The organism is Olsenella intestinalis (assembly GCF_023276655.1).
In the GTDB taxonomy this organism is placed as follows: domain Bacteria; phylum Actinomycetota; class Coriobacteriia; order Coriobacteriales; family Atopobiaceae; genus Olsenella_J; species Olsenella_J intestinalis.
This window is the reverse complement of sequence record NZ_JALGRK010000001.1, coordinates 783,610-802,059: the sequence shown is the minus strand read 5'-3', so window position 1 is coordinate 802,059 and position 18,450 is coordinate 783,610. Positions and strand designations below refer to the sequence as shown.

The following is an 18,450-nucleotide window of genomic DNA, read 5'->3' as shown; positions in this document are numbered from 1 at the left end:
ACAGATCAAGCCACCGGATCGGCGACGACGAGACGAACGCTCTTCTCGGCGGCCTCTTCGGCGAGCAACCCCTCGGGATCGGCGTCGCACACAAGAACGTCGAGGTCATCCATCAGACCGAAGCACATCAGCCCGGATGCACCCACCTTGGCGTAGTCAAGCAGGGCGACCGTTGTGTCAGCGGCGGACAGGAAAGCCCTCTTGAGCTCGGCCATCCCCTGGTAGTTGGTCATGAGCCCGCGGTGCGGAACGAGCGCCGTGGGAACGACGAACGCCTTGTCGGGATGGAGCATGCCCAGAGCCGAGAGAGTCAGGGGACCGCACGTGTAGCGGTGACCCTTCCTGAGGGAGCCGCCGAGCATGATGACGTCCATGTCCGGCATGGAGCGATCCACGTACTCGGCGACCGTGAAGTCATCGGTCACGACGGTGACGCCACAGCGTCCCGTGAGCGCGCGGACGAACTCGAGTGCCGTGGTACCGGAATCGACGAGGATCGAGTCTCCGTCAGACACCAGCGACGCCGCCGCGAGCGCGATTGCCCGCTTGGCGCCGACGTTAACGTTGACGCGCGCATCCTGGATTGAGACCGTCAGGGTCTTGGAGAGCGAGACCGCCCCGCCGTGCGTGCGCCTGAGCTTGCCGTCGCGCTCGAGGGCGTCGAGGTCGGCACGAGCCGTCACCCGGGAGACACCGAAGGCCTCGGCGATCTGCGAGACCTGGATCGAGGAGGCCTGCTCGAGCATCGACAGAATCGCCGCGCGACGCTCCTCAACGTAGAGCTTCTGCCGGCTTGGATCGTCCCCCTGCACCATGGAGCCTCCCGTCCACCTACCCCAGTAATTGTGCCGCTTGTGGAGCACCTGTGTTTCTTTTCCTTTTCTTAAACGAAAGTATACGCCTTTTCTTCCCTTAGGGGACTGATGGACGGTTTAGGGGAATGTGCACGCATTTCGCTTTCAAAAGCAAATGAACAACGTTTTGCCTTTCAAATCTATGCAGTTTCGAAATCGAAAACAAAAACCGAAAACGAAAGTCTTCGTAGAATTGCGGCGAGAAGAAGGGGGCCGGGTCTCTTCCCGGCACAAGAGAAGGGTCGGAACATGCTCGTCACCACCAAGGACATGCTGCTTCGCGCCCAGGACGGCCATTACGCCGTCGGGGCGTTCAACGTCGAGAGCCTCGAGTTCGTGATGGCCGTTATCGAGGCCGCCGAGGCATCGCACTCCCCCGTCATCATGCAGACGACCCCCGGCACCGTTAAGTACGCCTCTCTCGACTACTTCCATGCGATGGCGCGCGTTGCCGCCGAACAAGCCTCGGTGCCCGTCGCCATCCACCTGGATCACGGTGACGGATTCGATCGCTGCGTGGAGGCGATGCACGCGGGCTATACCTCCGTCATGATCGACGGGTCGCACGACTCGTTCCTCGACAACATTGCACTCACGTCATCGGTCACCAAGGTTGCCCGACCGTTAGAGATTCCCGTGGAAGCGGAGCTCGGAAAGGTTGGCGGCAAGGAGGATGACGGCCCGTCCGTAGAGGATGAGAATCCCTATACGGATCCCGACGAGGCGCAGGAGTTCGTACAGCAGACGAATTGTACGAGCCTGGCCGTGGGCGTCGGCACCGCACATGGCGTCTACAAGGGGACTCCCCACATCGAGCAGGGTGTGTTGAGAGAGATCCGGTCGAAAGTGGACGTTCCCCTGGTGCTGCACGGCACCTCAGGCGTTCCGGACGACCAGGTGGCAGAAGCCATCTCCAACGGCATCTGCAAGGTGAACTATGCCACCGAGCTTCGCCAGGCATTCACCCATGGCTACATGGGGTTCATGGCAGAGCGTCCCGAGACCTTTGACCCCAAGAAGCCCGCGCGCGCGGCGATGAACGAGATTCGCGACGTGGTGATGAGCCACATGGAGAACCTCGGCTCAAAGGGAAAGGCATAGCGCTGGAACAGCATTGACCCCCCACTCGCCTTGGGCGGCCCGAAGATCCGGGCCGCCATTTTTTGTCGCACGCGGATGGGACGATGAATGAAACTAAGATGCGGGCCGGGGAGTCAATCCCCGGCCCGCATGGGTAGCTCTGTCGGACGTGCCGTTACCTGTCGCGGCGGCGACGGCGGCCGTAGGCGAGCGCCCCGGCGCCCGCGAGGGCAACCGCGAGGACGGCGAGCGTCGGCGTCGCGTCGCCGGTGGGCGCGAGGCGCGCCGCGATTACCTCGAGCGGGCCCGCCGGCAGCGTGCCGTCGCCCTGGCCGGACGGGAGCTCCTCGTCGCGGTAGCCGACCGTGAAGCCGCTGAAGAGGTTGGAGCCCATGACGACCTTCAGGTCCGTGCTCGGACCGCAGAGGACCTTGGCCTCGCCCTCGTGGGCGCGGACGCCCCAGAAGGAGCGCTCGAAGCCCGCGGGCGCGGTTACGATGTCCTCGGGCACGTCGAAGGTGATCGTGACCTCGGGCCCGCCGGTGTCGGTGATCTGCGTCGCAGCGTGGGAGCCGACCTGCTTCCAGAGCGTGACGTCGAGCCTGAGCGCGGGCGTGGCGCCGAGCTCCTCGAACTTGGCGACGGTCGGGTCCTCGTCCTCGGCCGCCAGCTTGTCCACGCGCTGGACCTGGAGGTAGAGGACGCCGGTGGCGCCCGCCTCGACCTCGGCGAGCTCCTCGGGGGTGAGGAGGCTGCGCAGGAGCTCCACCGTGAGGCCCTCGACCTCGATGGTGATGCCGTCGACGAGCACGTCGGTCTCGAGGACACCCTCGCCGTCGCCGATGGCGCCGCGGCCGACCTCGGTGCGCTTGCCGGTGACGCGCCAGCTGCGCGAGAGCTCGCCCGCGAAGTTGCCGGTGCCCGCGAGCGTGAACTCGTGGGTGCCGAACTCGGCGGAGGCGGAGGTGCCGGAGAGCTCGAAGTCGCGGCCCTCGACGAGGTCCCAGTCGCGGGCGTCGGCGGCGTCGCCCGTGCCTGCGTCCGCGGGCATGGTGAGGGCGATGCCGGGCTTGAGCATGGCGCCGGTGTGGACGAGGCTGTCGGGATCAAGCGTGAGCCAGGCGTCCTGGATCTGGCGCGGCTGGACGCTGAGCGTGCCGGGCACGTAGGTGATGTCATAGTTGGCGGACGTGAGACCGGAGGGCGTGATGGCGTAGTCGCCGACGTTGCCGTAGCGCTGGTAGGCGTGGGCGAAGGCGAGCGTGCCGTCGAGGACGCCGGGCTCGGGTCCGGAGGCCGTCCCCTCGCCCTCGACGAAGCCCTCGTAGGTGGCGCCGTCGTCGGCGGGGGCGTCACCGAAGGTCACGCTGGCGTCGAGGGCGGTGACCGTGAGCGGGGCGCGCTCGACGCGGGTCACCTTGGTGCCGACCATGGGAGTTGGCGTGTAGTTGGCGGTCTCGACGAGGTAGTTGACGCTCTTCTCGCCCGCGGAGGTCTGGGAGACCGAGGGGTCGAGCGGGTCGGTGGTGCGGTAGGCCTGGCCCGGCTGCTCCTCTCCCTTGACGGGCACGGAGGCATAGGTGGCGGGGTCGAGCGGGGCCGTGGAGTACCAGACCGTGACCTCATCCGGGGTGAGGGTCTCGGCGACCTGGACGGAGATGCCGTGGGGCGCCGCGTCGTAGGTGGCGGTCGTGTCGGCGGCGGCCACGTTGAGGTTGGCGCGGCTGACGGTGTAGGTGCCCGCCTCGGCCGTGACGTCGTAGTTGGCGTTGGCCGTGTAGCCGAGGTCGATGGGATAGGTGCTGACCATGGAGGTGGGCGTGACGTCGCAGGTGGGCGTGAAGGCCAGGCTCTCCTCGTCGCCGGCCACGACACTGCCGGACGTGACGGAGAAGGTCAGCGGCGCGGTCTGCATGCCGTAGCCGGAGCTCTTGTCGTCGGCGACGACCGTGACCGGGCGGCGCGCGATGGTGAAGGGCGTCGTCGCGCTCACGAGCTCGCGGTAGTCGGACGTGGCCGGGACGTGGGCGCGGACGAGGTAGTCGCCCGCGGCGGAGGGCACGGCCGTGGTCCAGGCGTCGTCCGCGGCGTCGGCGGGCTTGTACTCGTAGGCGAGCCAGCCCTGGCCGAAGAGGGCCTGGGCGCTCGGCGCGCTCGGAATGTCGCCGTAGGTCCAGCCGGCGATGGCCGGCGCGAAGGTGCCCTCGCCGGCGTCGCGCCCGGCGGTGAGGCGGTTGTCGGCCACGTCGATCTGCCAGGCCTGCGTGGTGGCGGCGCCGTCGGCGGCCGGGTCGATCGCGTAGTTGGCCGCCTTGGTCCCGCCGAGCGAGAGGGCGCGGGCCGTGTAGGCGCCGGCCGAGGTGGCGCGGTTGGACTGGTAGGAGGCGACCGTCACGTCGTCGTCGCCGAAGCGGTTGGCGACCGCGGCGTCGACGCCGTGGGCGGCTCCGTCGTAGGTGAAGGCGAAGCCCGCCGCCCCCTCGGTCGCGTCCCAGGCGAGCTGCACGGCACGGCGGGCGACCGTGAGCGTCGAGGTGGTGTAGGTCGGCTCGTAGTTGAGGCTCGCGACCGGCGTCGCGGTGACCGTGTAGGTGCCCGCGTCGGCGCCCGGGGCGTAGCCGCCGAAGGAGAACGTCGGAGCCGAGACGCTGGCGGCCGTGTCGCTCCCCTTGAAGCCGGCGTAGGAGACGTCGACCGCGGCGGGCGTGGCGTCGCCGTAGGTCACGCGCGCGTCGGCGAGCGTGCCGGCGAGCGGCGCCTTGTCGATGCGGATCGTGCGCGTGCCGACGATCGCGTCGGGGTTGTAGTTGCGCGAGACGATCAGGAAGTGGACGTCCTGCACTCCGGCGTTCACGCACTCGGGCGCGGCCGAGAAGACCTTGCCGTCGTGCTGGGCATCGGAGAGGAGGGCCTTGAGCGTCAAGAGGTTCGCGTTGGAAACGTCGGGGTCGGGATTGTTCACGCCGGCCACGAGCGTGTCATAGCCTTCGATGATCTCGGAGAAGAGACGCGTCGCGTAGTAGACGCGGGCCTGGCTCGTCTCGGCGGGGCCGAGCGACGTGGTGACCGCGATGGAGTGCGGGCGCGCGTCGTAGGTGCCGGCATAGCCCCTCGAGGAGATGGTGATGTCGGTCTTGGTGATGGAGAGGGTGGCCGCGACGATCGTGGCGTCGTAGTTGGGGTTGGAGTTCCAGGTGGGCGTGACGGCGTAGGTGCCGTAGGGGTACGTGCCATCCGCGTCGCCCGGCGCGAGGTCGAGGCCGAGGCCGAGGTCGTCGCCGGCCACGTAGGAGCCCTGGACGTCCGGGTCCCGCAGGAGCGCGTGGAGCGAGTCGTGCGTGGCCGCCGGGTCGTAGCGCCTCGAGGCGTCGGAGGCCGAGATCGTGATCGGGGCGCGCGCCACCTGGAAGGTGGCGGGCTCGGAGGTCGCGCCCGCGTAGTCGGTCGTCTCGGGCACCGTGGCGCGCACGAGGTAGGAGCCGGCCTGGGTCGGCACGGCGTCGGACCAGGCACCCTCGCCCGCGTCGGCGGCGCGGTACTGGAAGGTCGCCGTCGCGGCGCCCCAGGTGGCCGTCGCGCGCGGGGCGTTGGCCGTCGCGTCGCGCCTGCCGTAGGTCCAGCCGGCGATGGCCACGCTCGCGGCGTTGGGTGCCTGGGTGACCTCCCAGGCGTGGGAGGCCGTGGGCTCGTCGGGGTCGAGGAGGTAGTTCTTGGCCTTGGCGCCTCCGAGCGCGGTCACGCGAGCGGTGTAGGAGCCGGCGCCGATGGCGGCGTTGCCCTCGTAGGAGGAGCAGGTCACGTCGTCGGTGCCGAAGGCGTTGGCGACGCGCGCGGTGGCCTCGTGGGTCGTGGCGTCGTAGACGAAGGAGTCGCCCTCCCACGCGAAGGTCGCGGGGCGCCTGTCGACGGTGAGCGTGCCGGATGCATAGGTCACGTCGTAGTTGGAGAGAACGAGACCGGAGGGCGTGATCGCATAGGTGCCCGCGTCGCCGCCCTGGGCGTAGCCCACGGTGACGGTCGGGTTGAGGCCAAGCGACTCCGGGGTCTCGGTGGCGACCAGTCCCGCATAGGTCACCCCGGCGTGGGCAGGCTCTTCTCCGTACGTGATGGTCTTGTTGTTGGCCGTGACCGTGAGCGGGGCGCGCGTGACGTTGACCTCCTTGCTGCCCGCGACGTCGTCGTAGTTGTCGGAGTGCGCATAGTAGTAGACGCGCGTGGTGCCGGCCTCGGTGCGCATGATCTGCGGGTCGAGCGGGTTGGTCGAGCCCGTCAGGTAGTTGGACGCGTTGAGCTCGAAGGCGGCGTAGTACATGGTGACGCCGGCCTTGGTGGGCGTCGCCGTGATGGTGTGCGGGCGGCCGTCGTAGGCAGCGGAGTAGCCCTCGGCCACGACGTCCATCGCGCCAGAGGGCGTGATGCGCAGGGTGCCCGCGCGGCCCTCGACGGCGTAGTTGGGGTTGTCGACCCAGCTGGGTGTAATCGCGTAGGAGCCCACGGGGTAGCCGCGGGTGGAGTCGACCTCGGCGGGCGGGTAGGCCAGGTCGAGGGTGACCTCGAGCTCGTCGCCAGGCACAAGCCCGGCAACGTCGTAGGCGCTGGGCGTGCCAAGGGACGCCTCCGAGAAGAGCCCGTCGTGCGAGAGGCCCTCCTCGTACTCGCGCGAGTAGTCGCGCGCGGTGACGGTCACGGGCGCCTTGGCGATGACGAGCTCGGCCGGGGCGCTCGTTGCCGCGGCCCAGTTGTTGGTCTCGGCGACCTGCGCGCGCACGTAGTAGGTGCCGGCCGCCACGGGAGGCTCGCCGGCGTAGGGGCCGGCAGGGTTCTGGGCGTACTCGAAGGCCATGGTGGACTGGCCCCAGGTCGCGGTCGCCGAGGGGGAGGCGTGGCTGGTCCCGTCGAAGGTCCAGCCGGCGACGCCCACGGCGCCGATCGCGTTGGGCGCCTGCAGGATCTGCCAGTCGTACTCGGTCCCGGTGGCGCCGCGCATGTCGTAGTTGTCAGCCTTGGCGCCGGAGAGCGACGTGGCCGCCGCGCGGTAGCTGCCCGCATCGGTCGCGACCGCCTGGGCGTAGCCGCCCGGGACGACGTCGTCGCCCGGATAGGCGTTAGCCACGACCGCGGCGACCGACTGGGGCGCGCCGTTGTAGGTGAACGGCCCGCCGGACCAGCTGAGCTGGGCCACGCGACGCGAGACCGAGAGGGTGCCGGGCACGAAGGTCACGTCGTAGTTGGCGCCGTAGACGCCGAGGGGCGTGACGTGGAAGGCGCCGTCGGCGACGTCCTGACCCTGTGCGTAGTCGAACGAGTAGGCGATGGTGCCGAGAAGGGCGCCCGAGGTCTCGCTCTCGCCCGGCGCGAAGCCCTCGTAGGTGACGCCCGTGCCCGCCGGCGCCTCTCCGTAGGTGATGGCCACGTCGTGCGCGGTGACGCGCAGGGCGCGGCGCTGGACCGTGACGGTCGCCTCGCCGGAGACGGGAGTGATGGTGTAGTTGGCGGCGTCCACGTACCAGTAGACGGTCTTGGACCCGGCCTCGGTCTGCGTGACGGAGGGGTCGGCCGGGTTGGTGGTCTTGGGGACCGTGTTGTCGGAGAGGGAGGCGGCGGTCAGCGGGACCGTCGAGTAGTAGGTGGTCGCCTCGCCGGCGCCGAGCACGCGGTCGAGCGCAACCTCGATGCCATGAGGAGCGGCGTCGTAGGTGACCTCGTAGCCATGGGCGCTCGCGCCGACGGTGGGCGCGACGACGGTGTAGGTGCCGGCGACGCAGGTGACGTCGTAGTTGTTGAGGGCGGCGGCATTGGTCACCGAGGGCGTCACGGTGTACGCGCCAGCGGGGCTGCTCGCGAGTATCGCGGTCGGCTGCCCTGCGGCGTCGGTCACGGCGAGGTCGACCCCGAGCTCGTCGGAGTTCTGCAGGCCCTCGACGGTGTAGGTGAGCTCGGCCGGCGCGCTGAGGTAGTCGGAGCTCTTCTCGTCCGCCTTGACCGTGAGGGGCTGTTTGGCGACCGTGAACGGGACGTCCGTGGAGAGCGTGTCGTAGCTGCCCGAGCCGGGCGCCGTGGCGCGCATGACGTAGTCGCCCGCCTGCGTGGGCGGCTCGCTCGAGAGGGCGGAGTCGGGGGCGCCGGCGGCCTTGTACTGGAAGGTGACCTCGCCGCCCGCGGTGAAGCGCGACGCCGCCTGCGGCGCGGCGTGGCTCGTCCCGTCGTAGGTCCAGCCCTCGACGGCGGGCTGGGTCACCCATTCGTTGGCCGAGCGCGAGATGGTCCAGACCTGGGTCGCGTTGGTCGTCGCGGAGAGCTCGTAGTTTCCGGCCGAGGCGCCGGAGATCGCCGTCGCCGTCGCGCTGTAGGCGCCGGAGGCGGTCGCGGCCGTGGTGCCGTCGTAGGCGCTCACGGAGACGTCGTCGGCCTCGCGCGCCTTCTGGACCGCGGCGGACACCGAGTGCTCGGCCTCGTCGTAGGCGAAGGCGCTCTGCGACCAGGCGAGGGTGACGGGCCTGCGCGCGACCGTGAGCGCGCCCTTGGCGTAGGTCACAACGTAGTTGGTCGTCTCGGCGGGGCCGGAAGGCGTGATGTCGAAGGTGCCCACGTTGCCGTACTGCTCGTAGGCGATTGCGTTGGCGGGGGCGGACTCGCCGAAGACGGCGACCGTCTCGCCGTTCACGAAGCCGTCGTAGGCGATGCCGGGGTCGGTCGGCGCCTCGCCGTAGGTGATGCTCGCGGAGCGCGCCGTGGCCGTGAGGGCGACCTTGTCGATGCGCACCGTGAGCTCGCCGGACTGGGGGCTCGGCGCGTAGTTGTCGGACGCCACGTGATAGTAGACCGTGTAGGTCCCGGCGTCGGTGAAGGCGGGCGGCGCGCTCTGGCCGTGGTCGCGCGCGTCGGCCGCGCTCGTGATGGAGTAGGTCACCGTCGCCTGCGTCGGGATGGCGGGAAGCACGCTCACGGTGTGGGCGGAGCCGTCGTAGGCGCCCTCCCACCCCGTCGCCTCGACGGCCATGGGGGTCTTCGAGATCGTGTAGGTGCCGGGCACGCAGGTCGCGTCGTAGTTGGCGTTGGCGACCGTCGGCGTGAGCGCGTAGGCGTCGGCCGGGCTCGTGCTCGTGAGCGAGCTGACGCCCTGCCCGCGCGAGTCGGTTATCTGGATGGTGACGCCGAGGTCGTCGCCCGCGGCGACGGTGCCGCCCGAGAGCGTGTGCGTGATCGCGGCCGTGGGCTCGCCGTACATGGAGCCCTTGGTGTCGGCCGTGACCGTGATCGGGCGCTTCGCGATCTGGAACTCGGCGTAGTCGGCCGTCGCAGTGCCCGCGGCGCCGTAGTCGGCCGTCGCGGCGATGCTCGCGGCCACGTAGTAGGTGCCCGCGTCACGCGGGGTGCCCGAGACGGGCACGAAGGACTCCCCCGCCTTGGTGTAGTACGAGAAGGTCGCGCTGCTCGCACCGAAGTCCGCCGTGCAGGAGGGCGCCTTGGGCGACTCGCCGTAGGTCCACCCCTCGATCGAGACGGACGTGACGCGGTTGGTCGCCGCCGTGATTGCCCACGCGAACGCGGTGCTCGCGGGGAGCTGGTAGTTGGCCGCCTTGGCGCCCGCGAGCGCGGCGACCGAGGCCGTGTGCGCGGCCTGCGCCGTGCCCACGTTGTCGGCGTAGCTACCGACCGTGACGTCGTCTGCGTTCACGACGTTGCCGAGGGTGGCCGTGACCGTCTGCGGCGCGCCCGTGAACGGGTACTCCGCCTGCGCGGGCCACGTGACGTCCACGGTGCGGCGCGCGACCGTGAGCGTGCCGGGCACGTAGGTGATGTCATAGTTGTCGGCCGCGGCGGCAGGCGACGCGATGGCCGGCACGATCTGGAAGCTGCCGCCCGCGACGTCCTGGTACTGGGCGTAGTTGTAGGAGAAGGTCATCTCGCCCAGGCCCTGGAGGGTCTCGGCGCCCGCAAGTGCCGTGCTCGTGACGCCCGCGTTGGCCGGCGCGTCGCCGTAGGTGATGGTCTTGTCGGTCGCCGTGACGGTCAGCGGCTTGCGCGCGATGTCGACCTGGCGGCTGCCCGCGAAGACGTCGGGCGTGGTGTCGCTCGAGACCACGAGGAAGCGCACCGTGTTCGACGACTGGTTGGTGAACGCGGGGCTCTCCTGCGTGACGCCCGCCCTGCCCGCGAGGGCCGCCTCGATCGCGGCGACCGCGGACGGGTAGTCCTCGTCGCGCGTCGTGCGCAGGGCCTGGACCTTGGCGTCGACGTCGGCGCCGAAGCCGTCGGCGTTCGTGGTGTAGTAGATGTGCCCGGCCGTGACCAGGGTGCCGTCGCTCGCCTTCTTGGTGGTGACCGCGATGGCGTGGGGCTGCGCGTCGTAGTCGCCCGAGAAGCCTTCGGCGCTCACCGTGACGTCGTTGCGGCGGACGGTGTAGGCGCCCTTCGCGAAGGTCACGTCGTAGTTGGCGGCCGCCGCGCCGGCGTAGGCGGGCGTGATGTCGTAGACGCCCGCGTGGTCCTTGTTCGCGTCGGTGTCCACGCGCACGAGCGCGCGCAGGGCGTCGGCGTCCGCGGCCACGAAGTCGCCCGACACCGTGTAGGTGAGGTTCGAGACGAGCGCCTCCTCGCGCGCGGTCGACTGGTTGTCGCCCGTGACGGTGATGCGCGCCTTCGCGATGCTGAAGTTCGTGGTGCTGGCGAGAGGAGCGTAGTCCTCGCTGCCCGCGACCGATGCGCGCATGACGTAGTCGCCGGCCTCGGTGGGGACGGTCGTGGCATAGGCGGAGTCGGGGTCGGAGGCGCGCTTGTACTCGAAGGTGACCGGGCCGCCGAAGCGCGGCGTCGCGGTGGGCGCGCTCGCCGCCTTGCCGTAGGTCCACCCGGCGATGGCGGGCGCGGCGACCCAGGTGTTGGCGACCTTCGCGATCTCCCAGGCATGCGAGGCACCCGACGCCTCGCCGATCTGGTAGTTGGACGCCTTCGCGCCCGCGAGCGAGGTCACCGTGGCGGTGTAGGAGCCGGCCTCGGTGGCGACGTTGCCCTGGTAGCCGCCCACGGTCACGTCGTCGGAACCATAGACCGACGACGCGGCGACGCTCGCGCCCGTGTAGGCCTTGGGCGTGCCGTCGTAGGAGAAGTCGGACGCGGCCCACTCGAACGTGACCGGGCGCTTGGCGACCGTGACGTCGGCGTCCTGGTAGGCGATCTGGTAGTTGGCGCTGACCGCGTTCTTCACGCGGGCGCGGTAGGTGTCGACGGGCGCGCCCTGCGTGTAGGTGCACTCGAACTCCCAGGAGCTCACGGCGCTCTCGAGCGTGTCTTTGGGCGCAAGGCCGCTGGCGGCCTTGAGGACCACGGCCGCGTCGCCCTTGGCCGGGACGGCGTCGCCGTAGGTGAGCGCGATGGGCTCGACCGTCAGCGTGAGCGTGCCGGTCCCGATGTACCAGGCGTGGCTCGCGTCGGACGCGTTGAACGTGTAGTTGCCGACCTTCGCCGAGCCCGTCGCCGTGAGCGAGGCGACGCGGGCGGTGTAGGTGCCGGCGTCGGTCGCGACGTTGGTGCCCGCCTCGAAGACGGCCTCGAGCGAGTCGCTGCCAACGGTGTTGCCCACCGAGGGCGCGGCGTAGCTCTTCTCGGCGCCGTCGTAGGTGAAGGAGTCGGCGGTGGACCACGCAAGCGACACCGTGCGCGGCTTGACCGTGACCGAGAGCGTCGGCTGCGCGAGCTCGTAGTTGGCCGCCGCGTCGCCCGCGATGGCGTAGGGCGCGGCCGGCGTCACGGGGTAGGGCGCGTCCGCGGCGTCGAAGGTCGAGCCGTCGATGGTCGCCGCCGTGGGCGCGACGAGCGTGACCCTGCCGGCGTCGGCCGCCATGACGCCCGAGAGCTCGCCGCCCTCGAGCGTGACGTCGCCGCCGCCGTCGTACTGCTTGGTGACGGCTGTGGCGCCCGCGACGGAGAGCGGCGCCTTGGTCACGGTGACCTTGGCCGAGCCGGTCGCGTCGGCGTAGTTCGCGCTCGAGACGGTGTAGGTGACGACGTGCTCGCCGGCCGCCGCGAAGGCGGGCCAGGCGCCCGAGAGGAGCGTGCCCTTGTAGTCGGCGGTGGCGACCTGGGCCGCGCCCGCGTCGTCGGTGTAGGAGTAGGTCACGACCGCGTCGTTGGCGTAGCCCTCGTCGACGGTGACCGCGGGGAGCTGGTGCGCCGCCGCGTTGTAGGTCGCGCTGGCGTCGCGCGCGCTCACGGGCAGGGCCGAGGCGTCGGCCTTGGTGATCGACCAGGCGGCAGAGCGCGTGGCGGCGTCCTCCCAGGCGTAGTTGTCCGCGGAGGTGTTGGCGCCTGCCGCGATCGAGGCGACGCGCGATGTGTAGGCGCCCACGTCGGTCGCCGCGGCCGTGGTGACTCCGGCCGACTCGTAGCCGGTAACGGCGAACGACTCGCCCGCGACGCCGGTCTCGACGCCCGTGACGTTGAAGGACTTCTGCGCGCGGTCGTAGGTGAAGGAGTTCGTGCTGGGCCAGGTGAAGGAGAGCGAGCGCTGCGTAATCTGGACGGTCACGTCGCCAGGCTGCTCGATCGTGTAGTTGGCGGCGCGCTCTCCCGCGAGGGAGAAGCCGCTCACCGTGACGGCGCGGGTTCCGGCGTCCTTGCTGGCCGCGACGCCCGTGGCGCTGCCGGCGAGCGAGACGGAGGCGGCGTCGGAGGGAAGCAGGCCGCGCGAGCCGCTCGAGGCCTCGAGGGAGGCAAGCGAGGCGTCGACGCCGACGGCCGTGGTGCCGTCGTAGACGCGCTCGATCCCCGTGGCCCCGACGACCGTGACCGGACGAGTGTCGATCGTGGTCGTGAGGGTGCCGGTCGCGGGACGGTAGTTCACGCCATCTATATAGAAGTAGGTGGTGTGGGTGCCGGCGTCCGTGAAGGAGGGCGCCGTGGTGGAACCCGCGGTCCTATAGTTGGAGTCGTCAAGCTCGACGGTGGCGTAGTAGATGGTTCCCGCGTCGGGCGTGGTCGGCGCGACCGCGACGGTGGACGCGTGCGCGGCGCCGTCGTAGGTACCCGAGTACTCGGTCTTGGTGACCTTGAGGCCGTCGGCCTTGGCGATCCGGAAGGTCTTGATGACGGGATCCGCGAAGGCGAAGTTGCCCTTGCCGTTCACGGTGACGGTCGCGGTGCCGGCCGCGACGTTGTCGACGAAGGTTGCGGTGTAGTCAGAATTGAGTGCGATCACGCTCGTCTGGCCGTCCGCCGTTCCGCGCACGGTGAGTGCCGGCGTGACGGCCGCGCCCGTGTAGGTCTGCTCGGCGATGTCGTCGACCGTGAAGGTGTTGGTCGTCCACTTCGCGTAGAGCGTGGTGTCGCCGGTCACGGCAGAGTAGAGGTCGTTGACGAAGGCGCCGTTCTCGTCGATGTAGCGCGTGCCGCCGCCGTTGGGCTCGGTGTAGTAGCCCTCGAAGGAGTAGCCCGTGCGCGTGGGCTCCTGGATGGAGGCGATCTGCGTCGTGCGGGAGGCGTCCGAGTAGTACGCGTTTTCGCTCCACTTGAAGTAGACGGCTGAGGTGCCGGCCGTCGTGGCGCTCTGCGAATCGAGCGTGATCGTCGGCGTGTTGAGGTTCCACAGGGCCTTGAAGGTGACGGTTCCGCTGGTGGCGCGAAGGTTCTTGAAGGTCGTCGCCTTGGTCGAGGCGATGGAGGTGGCCGTGGTGGTCGAGTCGCCATAGAAGTGCGAGATGGAGTCCATTCCCGTCACGTTCCAGCCGGCGAAGCCGTTGCCCCTCTTGGTGGGGTTGCTCACGGTGAACTCGGAGTCGTAGGTTGCCGACGTCGGGTGCGTGGCACCGTGGGTACCGCCGTCGAGGTTGTAGGCGACGGTATAGGTGTTGAGCGTCCACTTGGCATAGAGCGTCTTGTTCTCGGCGACGCTGTTGTAGGGGCTGTTCGTGACCGATCCGTCAGAGGCGACGTACTGGGTGCCGCCGCCGTCCTTCTCGGTGTAGTAGCCACCGAAGGTGTACCCGGTGCGCGTGGGGACGGCGACCTTGCTGATCTCCTTGGTGTGCGCGGCGTCGCTGTAGTACTTGTTCGTGTCGTAGCGGTAGTAGAGGCCCGTCTGCGTCTGGGTGACGTTGTCAGCATCGGGGTCGAGGGTGAAGGCGTAGTCGTTCGCGGTCCACTGGGCGGTGAAGGTCTTAGACGCGTTGTGCTCCCTGTTGCCGTTGGGGTTCGTGATGGTCTGGCCGTCGGTGTAGGTCTTGGAGCCGTCCGACCACTTGGAGAAGGAGTAGCCCTTCTTGGTGAATGTGTTCGCCTTGATGGCCGTGGCCTCGCCGACGTTGAAGGTCTGGTCGGTCATCGTGCCCGACCCGCCGCCCGAGGCGAACTTCACCTTCTGCACGACACGGACGAACTTGAACATGGACCACTGGTTGAACGGGGTGTTGTCATACGTGTAGCTCTCGCCCCAGGTGTAGAGGGCGGTGTTGGAACTTGAGATGGTTCCGCTGCTGCCGGTGAGCGACCACATGACGCGCCAGCGGTCATGAAGCCTCAGGATGTAGCGCCCGGCATTATCGCCCGTGCCCTCGTCGATCTCCCAGGTCTGCCTTCCAAGGGTGCTGTTGTTGTACGAGTAGCACTTGAGGTACTGCTCGCGGGCCGCCGCACCAACGCCGACGACGTAGGTGGGCGCCTGGGGAATGAAGATCGACCAGTCGCCGTTGGAGGCCTTTTTGAGCTGGAAGAACCAACCGTCCGACCACCCGTCGGTCTCGAAGTTGCGGCTGTCAATCCAGACCTTGACGCCGGTGGAGCCGCTGACAATTTGAGTTGCCGTGCTGGCATCGTAGGTAATGGGATAGAGCTTTCCGCCACCGTTGTAGGGGCAGATGAAGTAGTAGCCGCCGTCGACGAGGCTCGCGGCCGCGTGGAACCCGTTGTCAGCGGCCTCGGGTGCGGGCTCTGCGGGCTGCTCGGGCTTGGCGAAGGCTCCGCCGTCGGAGAAGGTGCCGTCGGCGATGGCCGCGGCGACACGCTCCTGCCAGTCGGGGCCGACCTGGTTGGCCGAGAGCCAGCCGGTCATGGCCGCGGCGGCCTGGGAGGTTGAGGTGGCCTTACCGTAGGCGTCGACCGTGGCGCCGAAGTTCGAGCTCGCGATGCGCGCGCCGGAGTCGTCGCAGGCGCCCATGACGAGCGCGGACGCAACCCCGCCGGGGATCGTGTAGGAGGCGTCGGTTCCGGAGTTGCCGGCGGCGCCGACCACGATCGAGCCCTCGCGCACGGCCTCGTCGATGGCGTCGGCGACGACCTCGTTGTCGGCGCGGCGCCATGCGGAGAGCGAGAGGTTGATGACGTCGGCGCCGGCGGCGCGGGCGTACTCGATGGCGGCGTAGACCGACGAGACCGTGCCGCGGCCGTCGGCGCCGAGCGCCTTGATAGAGACGATGCGGGCGCCGGGGTGCGCCTCGAGGATGCGCTCGGCCATGGCCGTGCCGTGGCCGTTGTCGTCGGCGGCGGAGGTGCCGAGCACGGCCGCGGAGTCGACGACGCCCGCGCCCGCGTAGCCGGTGTCGACGAGGGCCACGGTGTAGTTGCCCGAGGGCGCGGCGCCGGGGAGCTCGGCGTTGAGCTCGGCGAGCGGGTTGTCGCTCTCGCTCATCTGGCCGGGGGCCACGGCGTCGGAGGAGCCGGCGCCCTCGGCCGCCGAGATCGTGGTGTCGGGCTCGACGAGGGCGGCGCCCAGCTTCCCCTTGTAGAAGAGGTAGGCGTTCCTGGCCTTGTCGGCGGTGTCGAACTGCGTGAGGAACATGCCCGCGTGCTCCGAGAGGACGCGGGTGGCGGGCGTCAGCTGCTCGCGGGAGACGCCGGCGATCAGGAGTCGCTGGCTCGAGAAGTCCTTGCCGGCGGCGATGCCCTCGTCGACGCCCTCGGGCGCGAGCTCGAAGGCGTCGCGCCTGGCCTGCTCCTCGGCCTTCGCCTTGGCCTCGGCCTCGGCGCGCGCCCTGGCCTCCGCCTCGGCGGCGGGGTCGGCCTGCGCGGGGGCTTGGGACTGGGCAGGCTGCTCTGCCGGCTGCGCCGGGGAGGCGGCCTCGGCGGGCTGCGCCTCTGCGGCGGCGGCCGCCTGCTCGGCCTCGCGGGCCGCGGCCTCGTCGGCCTCGCGCGCGGCCTCCTCGGCGGCGGCGCGCCCCGTCTCCTCGGTCTCGCGCTCTGCCGAGGCGAGCTCCTCGCTTGCGCCAGAGGCGGCCGCGCCGGTGACGTCGGCCGTGGCAGCGTCATTTGCCGCGGGCTGCGTCGTCTCGGTGACCTGCTCGGGCTCGGAGGTGGCGGAGAGCCCCAGCACGTCGGCGATCGCGTCGGTGTGCAGGCCCGCCACCACGAGGGAGGCGGTCAGCACGACGCTCAGCGCGACGTGCCAGGGGCGGACGCCGCGACGCCCCGAGGGGGTCGGTGTCTCGTCTGGGCGCAGGTGCTGTGGCGTTTTGAAATGCCTGGGGGTTCGTTTTGGGCTGCGATTGTCGTTGTGCCCTGCATGCCTGCTCGCGTTGTCGACCATATCGGTCTCCTGACTCGTGAGATAAACATACAAGGTAATTATGCTATATCACAGGTATCGTTACTAGACCCGCGCAGGACAGAAGGCGTTTTCCGCCATATGAGTGGCACCCCTTCAGGGGGGGGACCACACACATCAGACGTCTGCGCACTTTCCGTCGAGGGAGGGGCATGCTCTTCTCGGCGGGAGCGGGGCAGGACGCGGCCGCTCACGCGATTGTTCGCGCCCGTGCGTGGGCGCGGAGACTACACTCGAGACATGACACGAACCGGGGCGCGCGGCCCCGTCGGCGACCGAGTTTGGAGGCTCCCATGAGCACGTATCAGGAACTGGGCTATGACAAGGTGTTCGTTGCGCTCGACGGCACGGAGGCCCAGCAGAAGGTGCTCGAGCGCGCGATCGTGGTCGCGGCCAACAACAACGCCGAGCTCTACGTGGGCTACGTGATCGACTCGACCGCGCTCGAGACCGCGGGGTTCTTCCCGGACGAGCTGCTCAAGAACCTGGAGCGCGACTTCAGGGCGTCCATCGACGAGCTCATCAAGCAGGCCGAGGCCGCCGAGGGCATCAAGAAGGTCGAGGTCATCGTGAAGTCGGGCCGCATCCGCGAGACGCTCAAGGAGGACATGCTCGACGTCATCGAGCCCGACCTGATCATCTGCGGCGCGCGCGGCCTCTCGTCGATCAAGTACGCCCTTCTCGGCTCGATCTCGACCTTCCTCACGCGCAACGCGAAGTGCGACACGCTTGTGCTCAAGTAGGTCGCCCCGAGGGGACGACGGCATGGCGCTAGGCGCGATTCGGCGTGGCCCGGGCATGGTCCGGGGGCGCCTGACGTGCGGCGCGGTAATGGAGTGTCTGCGTAGCGAGCGTGGCTGCGGGTACAATCGCTCTGTTGGCCCGACGTCGAGAAGCACCGGGAGCAGAGCACGTGACAGTGAGACCAGCCAGATACGCAGCGACAATCGGACTTGCCGCCATCCTCGCATGGGGCGGCGTGGCAGCCGCGCCGAGGGTCGTGCGCGCCGACGAGGCAGAGCTCCAGGCCAAGGTCGAGTCGACGATCCGCGAGTACAACGACGCGCGCAGTCGCGTGAGGAGCATCGACGAGAAGATCGCCGAGGGCGAGGCGCGGGCCAGCCGACTCGAGGGCGAGATGCCCGAGCTCAAGAGCCGCGCGTCGTCGTCGATCGCGACGCTGTACAAGATGTCGCAGTCGAGCAACAGCCTGATCGACCTGCTCCTCTCGGCTGACGACTTCAACGAGCTCATCACCACGATCCAGTACCTGGACATCATCGCGACCAAGAACAACGACGCGGTGCGTCGCCTGGTCGACGCCGAGAACGAGATGAACGAGACGCGCGACGCCCTCAAGGTGGAGCGCGCCGAGGCAGAGCGCGCCGCCGCGGACGCCGAGCGCGCCATGAACGACGCCGTCGCCGCGCGCCAGGCGGCCGCCGACGCCGCAGCAGCGCAGCTCGCGCAGCAGAAGGCCGAGGCAGAGGCCGCGGCCGCCGCCACCTCCGCGGGCGACACGTTCACCACCGAGTCGGGCAACGTCGCCACGGTGCCCGAGGCCCCGCAGGACTCGGCGCCCGTGGCCGACCCCGGCCAGGTCACCTGGTCGGAGCGCGACCAGTTCGTGAACGAGTGGGCCGGCCGCATCGACGCGTACCTTGCCGGCTCGCCCCTGGGCGGCCACGGCAGGACGTTCGCCGAGGCCGCATACGACGCGGGCATCGACCCGCGCTTCTCCCCCGCGATCGCCACCGTCGAGTCGAGCAACGGCGCCTACTGCTTCGCCGAGCACAACGCCTGGGGCTGGGGCGGCGAGAGCTGGGACGACTGGGACAGCGCCATTCGCGACCACGTCGCAGGCCTCGCCCGCGGCTACGGCTACACCGCGACGCCCGAGGGCGCGCGCAAGTACTGCCCTCCCAACTGGGAGCACTGGTACTACTCCGTGGTCGCCAACATGAACAGCATCTAGCGCGGGCG

At 69.6% G+C, this 18,450-nt stretch carries 5 protein-coding genes; 3 read left to right on the top strand and 2 right to left on the bottom strand.

Annotated features, from left to right (window positions below; all coding sequences use genetic code 11):
* Positions 1 to 5: 5 nt before the first annotated feature.
* Positions 6 to 815 carry a DeoR/GlpR family DNA-binding transcription regulator gene (locus M5D76_RS03080; protein WP_248921915.1) on the bottom strand — a complete coding sequence of 270 codons (810 nt, stop codon included), beginning with the start codon at positions 813 to 815 and terminating at the stop codon, positions 6 to 8.
* Positions 816 to 1,103: 288 nt separating this feature from the next.
* Here M5D76_RS03080 and M5D76_RS03075 point away from each other — a divergent pair, with 288 nt between their 5' ends.
* Positions 1,104 to 1,955, top strand: a complete 852-nt coding sequence (locus M5D76_RS03075; protein ID WP_248921914.1) for a class II fructose-bisphosphate aldolase — start codon at positions 1,104 to 1,106, stop codon at positions 1,953 to 1,955.
* A 154-nt stretch (positions 1,956 to 2,109) separates the two neighbouring features.
* Here M5D76_RS03075 and M5D76_RS03070 read toward each other — a convergent pair whose 3' ends face one another.
* On the bottom strand, positions 2,110 to 16,290 hold the full coding sequence (locus M5D76_RS03070; RefSeq protein WP_248921913.1) for an MBG domain-containing protein: 14,181 nt from the start codon (positions 16,288 to 16,290) through the stop codon (positions 2,110 to 2,112).
* A 470-nt stretch (positions 16,291 to 16,760) separates the two neighbouring features.
* Between M5D76_RS03070 and M5D76_RS03065 the strand changes: the two genes are divergently transcribed.
* Positions 16,761 to 17,210 (top strand): universal stress protein, encoded by a 450-nt coding sequence (locus M5D76_RS03065; protein ID WP_248921912.1) that lies wholly within the window; start codon positions 16,761 to 16,763, stop codon positions 17,208 to 17,210.
* A 176-nt stretch (positions 17,211 to 17,386) separates the two neighbouring features.
* On the top strand, positions 17,387 to 18,442 hold the full coding sequence (locus M5D76_RS03060) for a coiled-coil domain-containing protein (protein ID WP_248921911.1): 1,056 nt from the start codon (positions 17,387 to 17,389) through the stop codon (positions 18,440 to 18,442).
* Positions 18,443 to 18,450 lie beyond the last annotated feature (8 nt).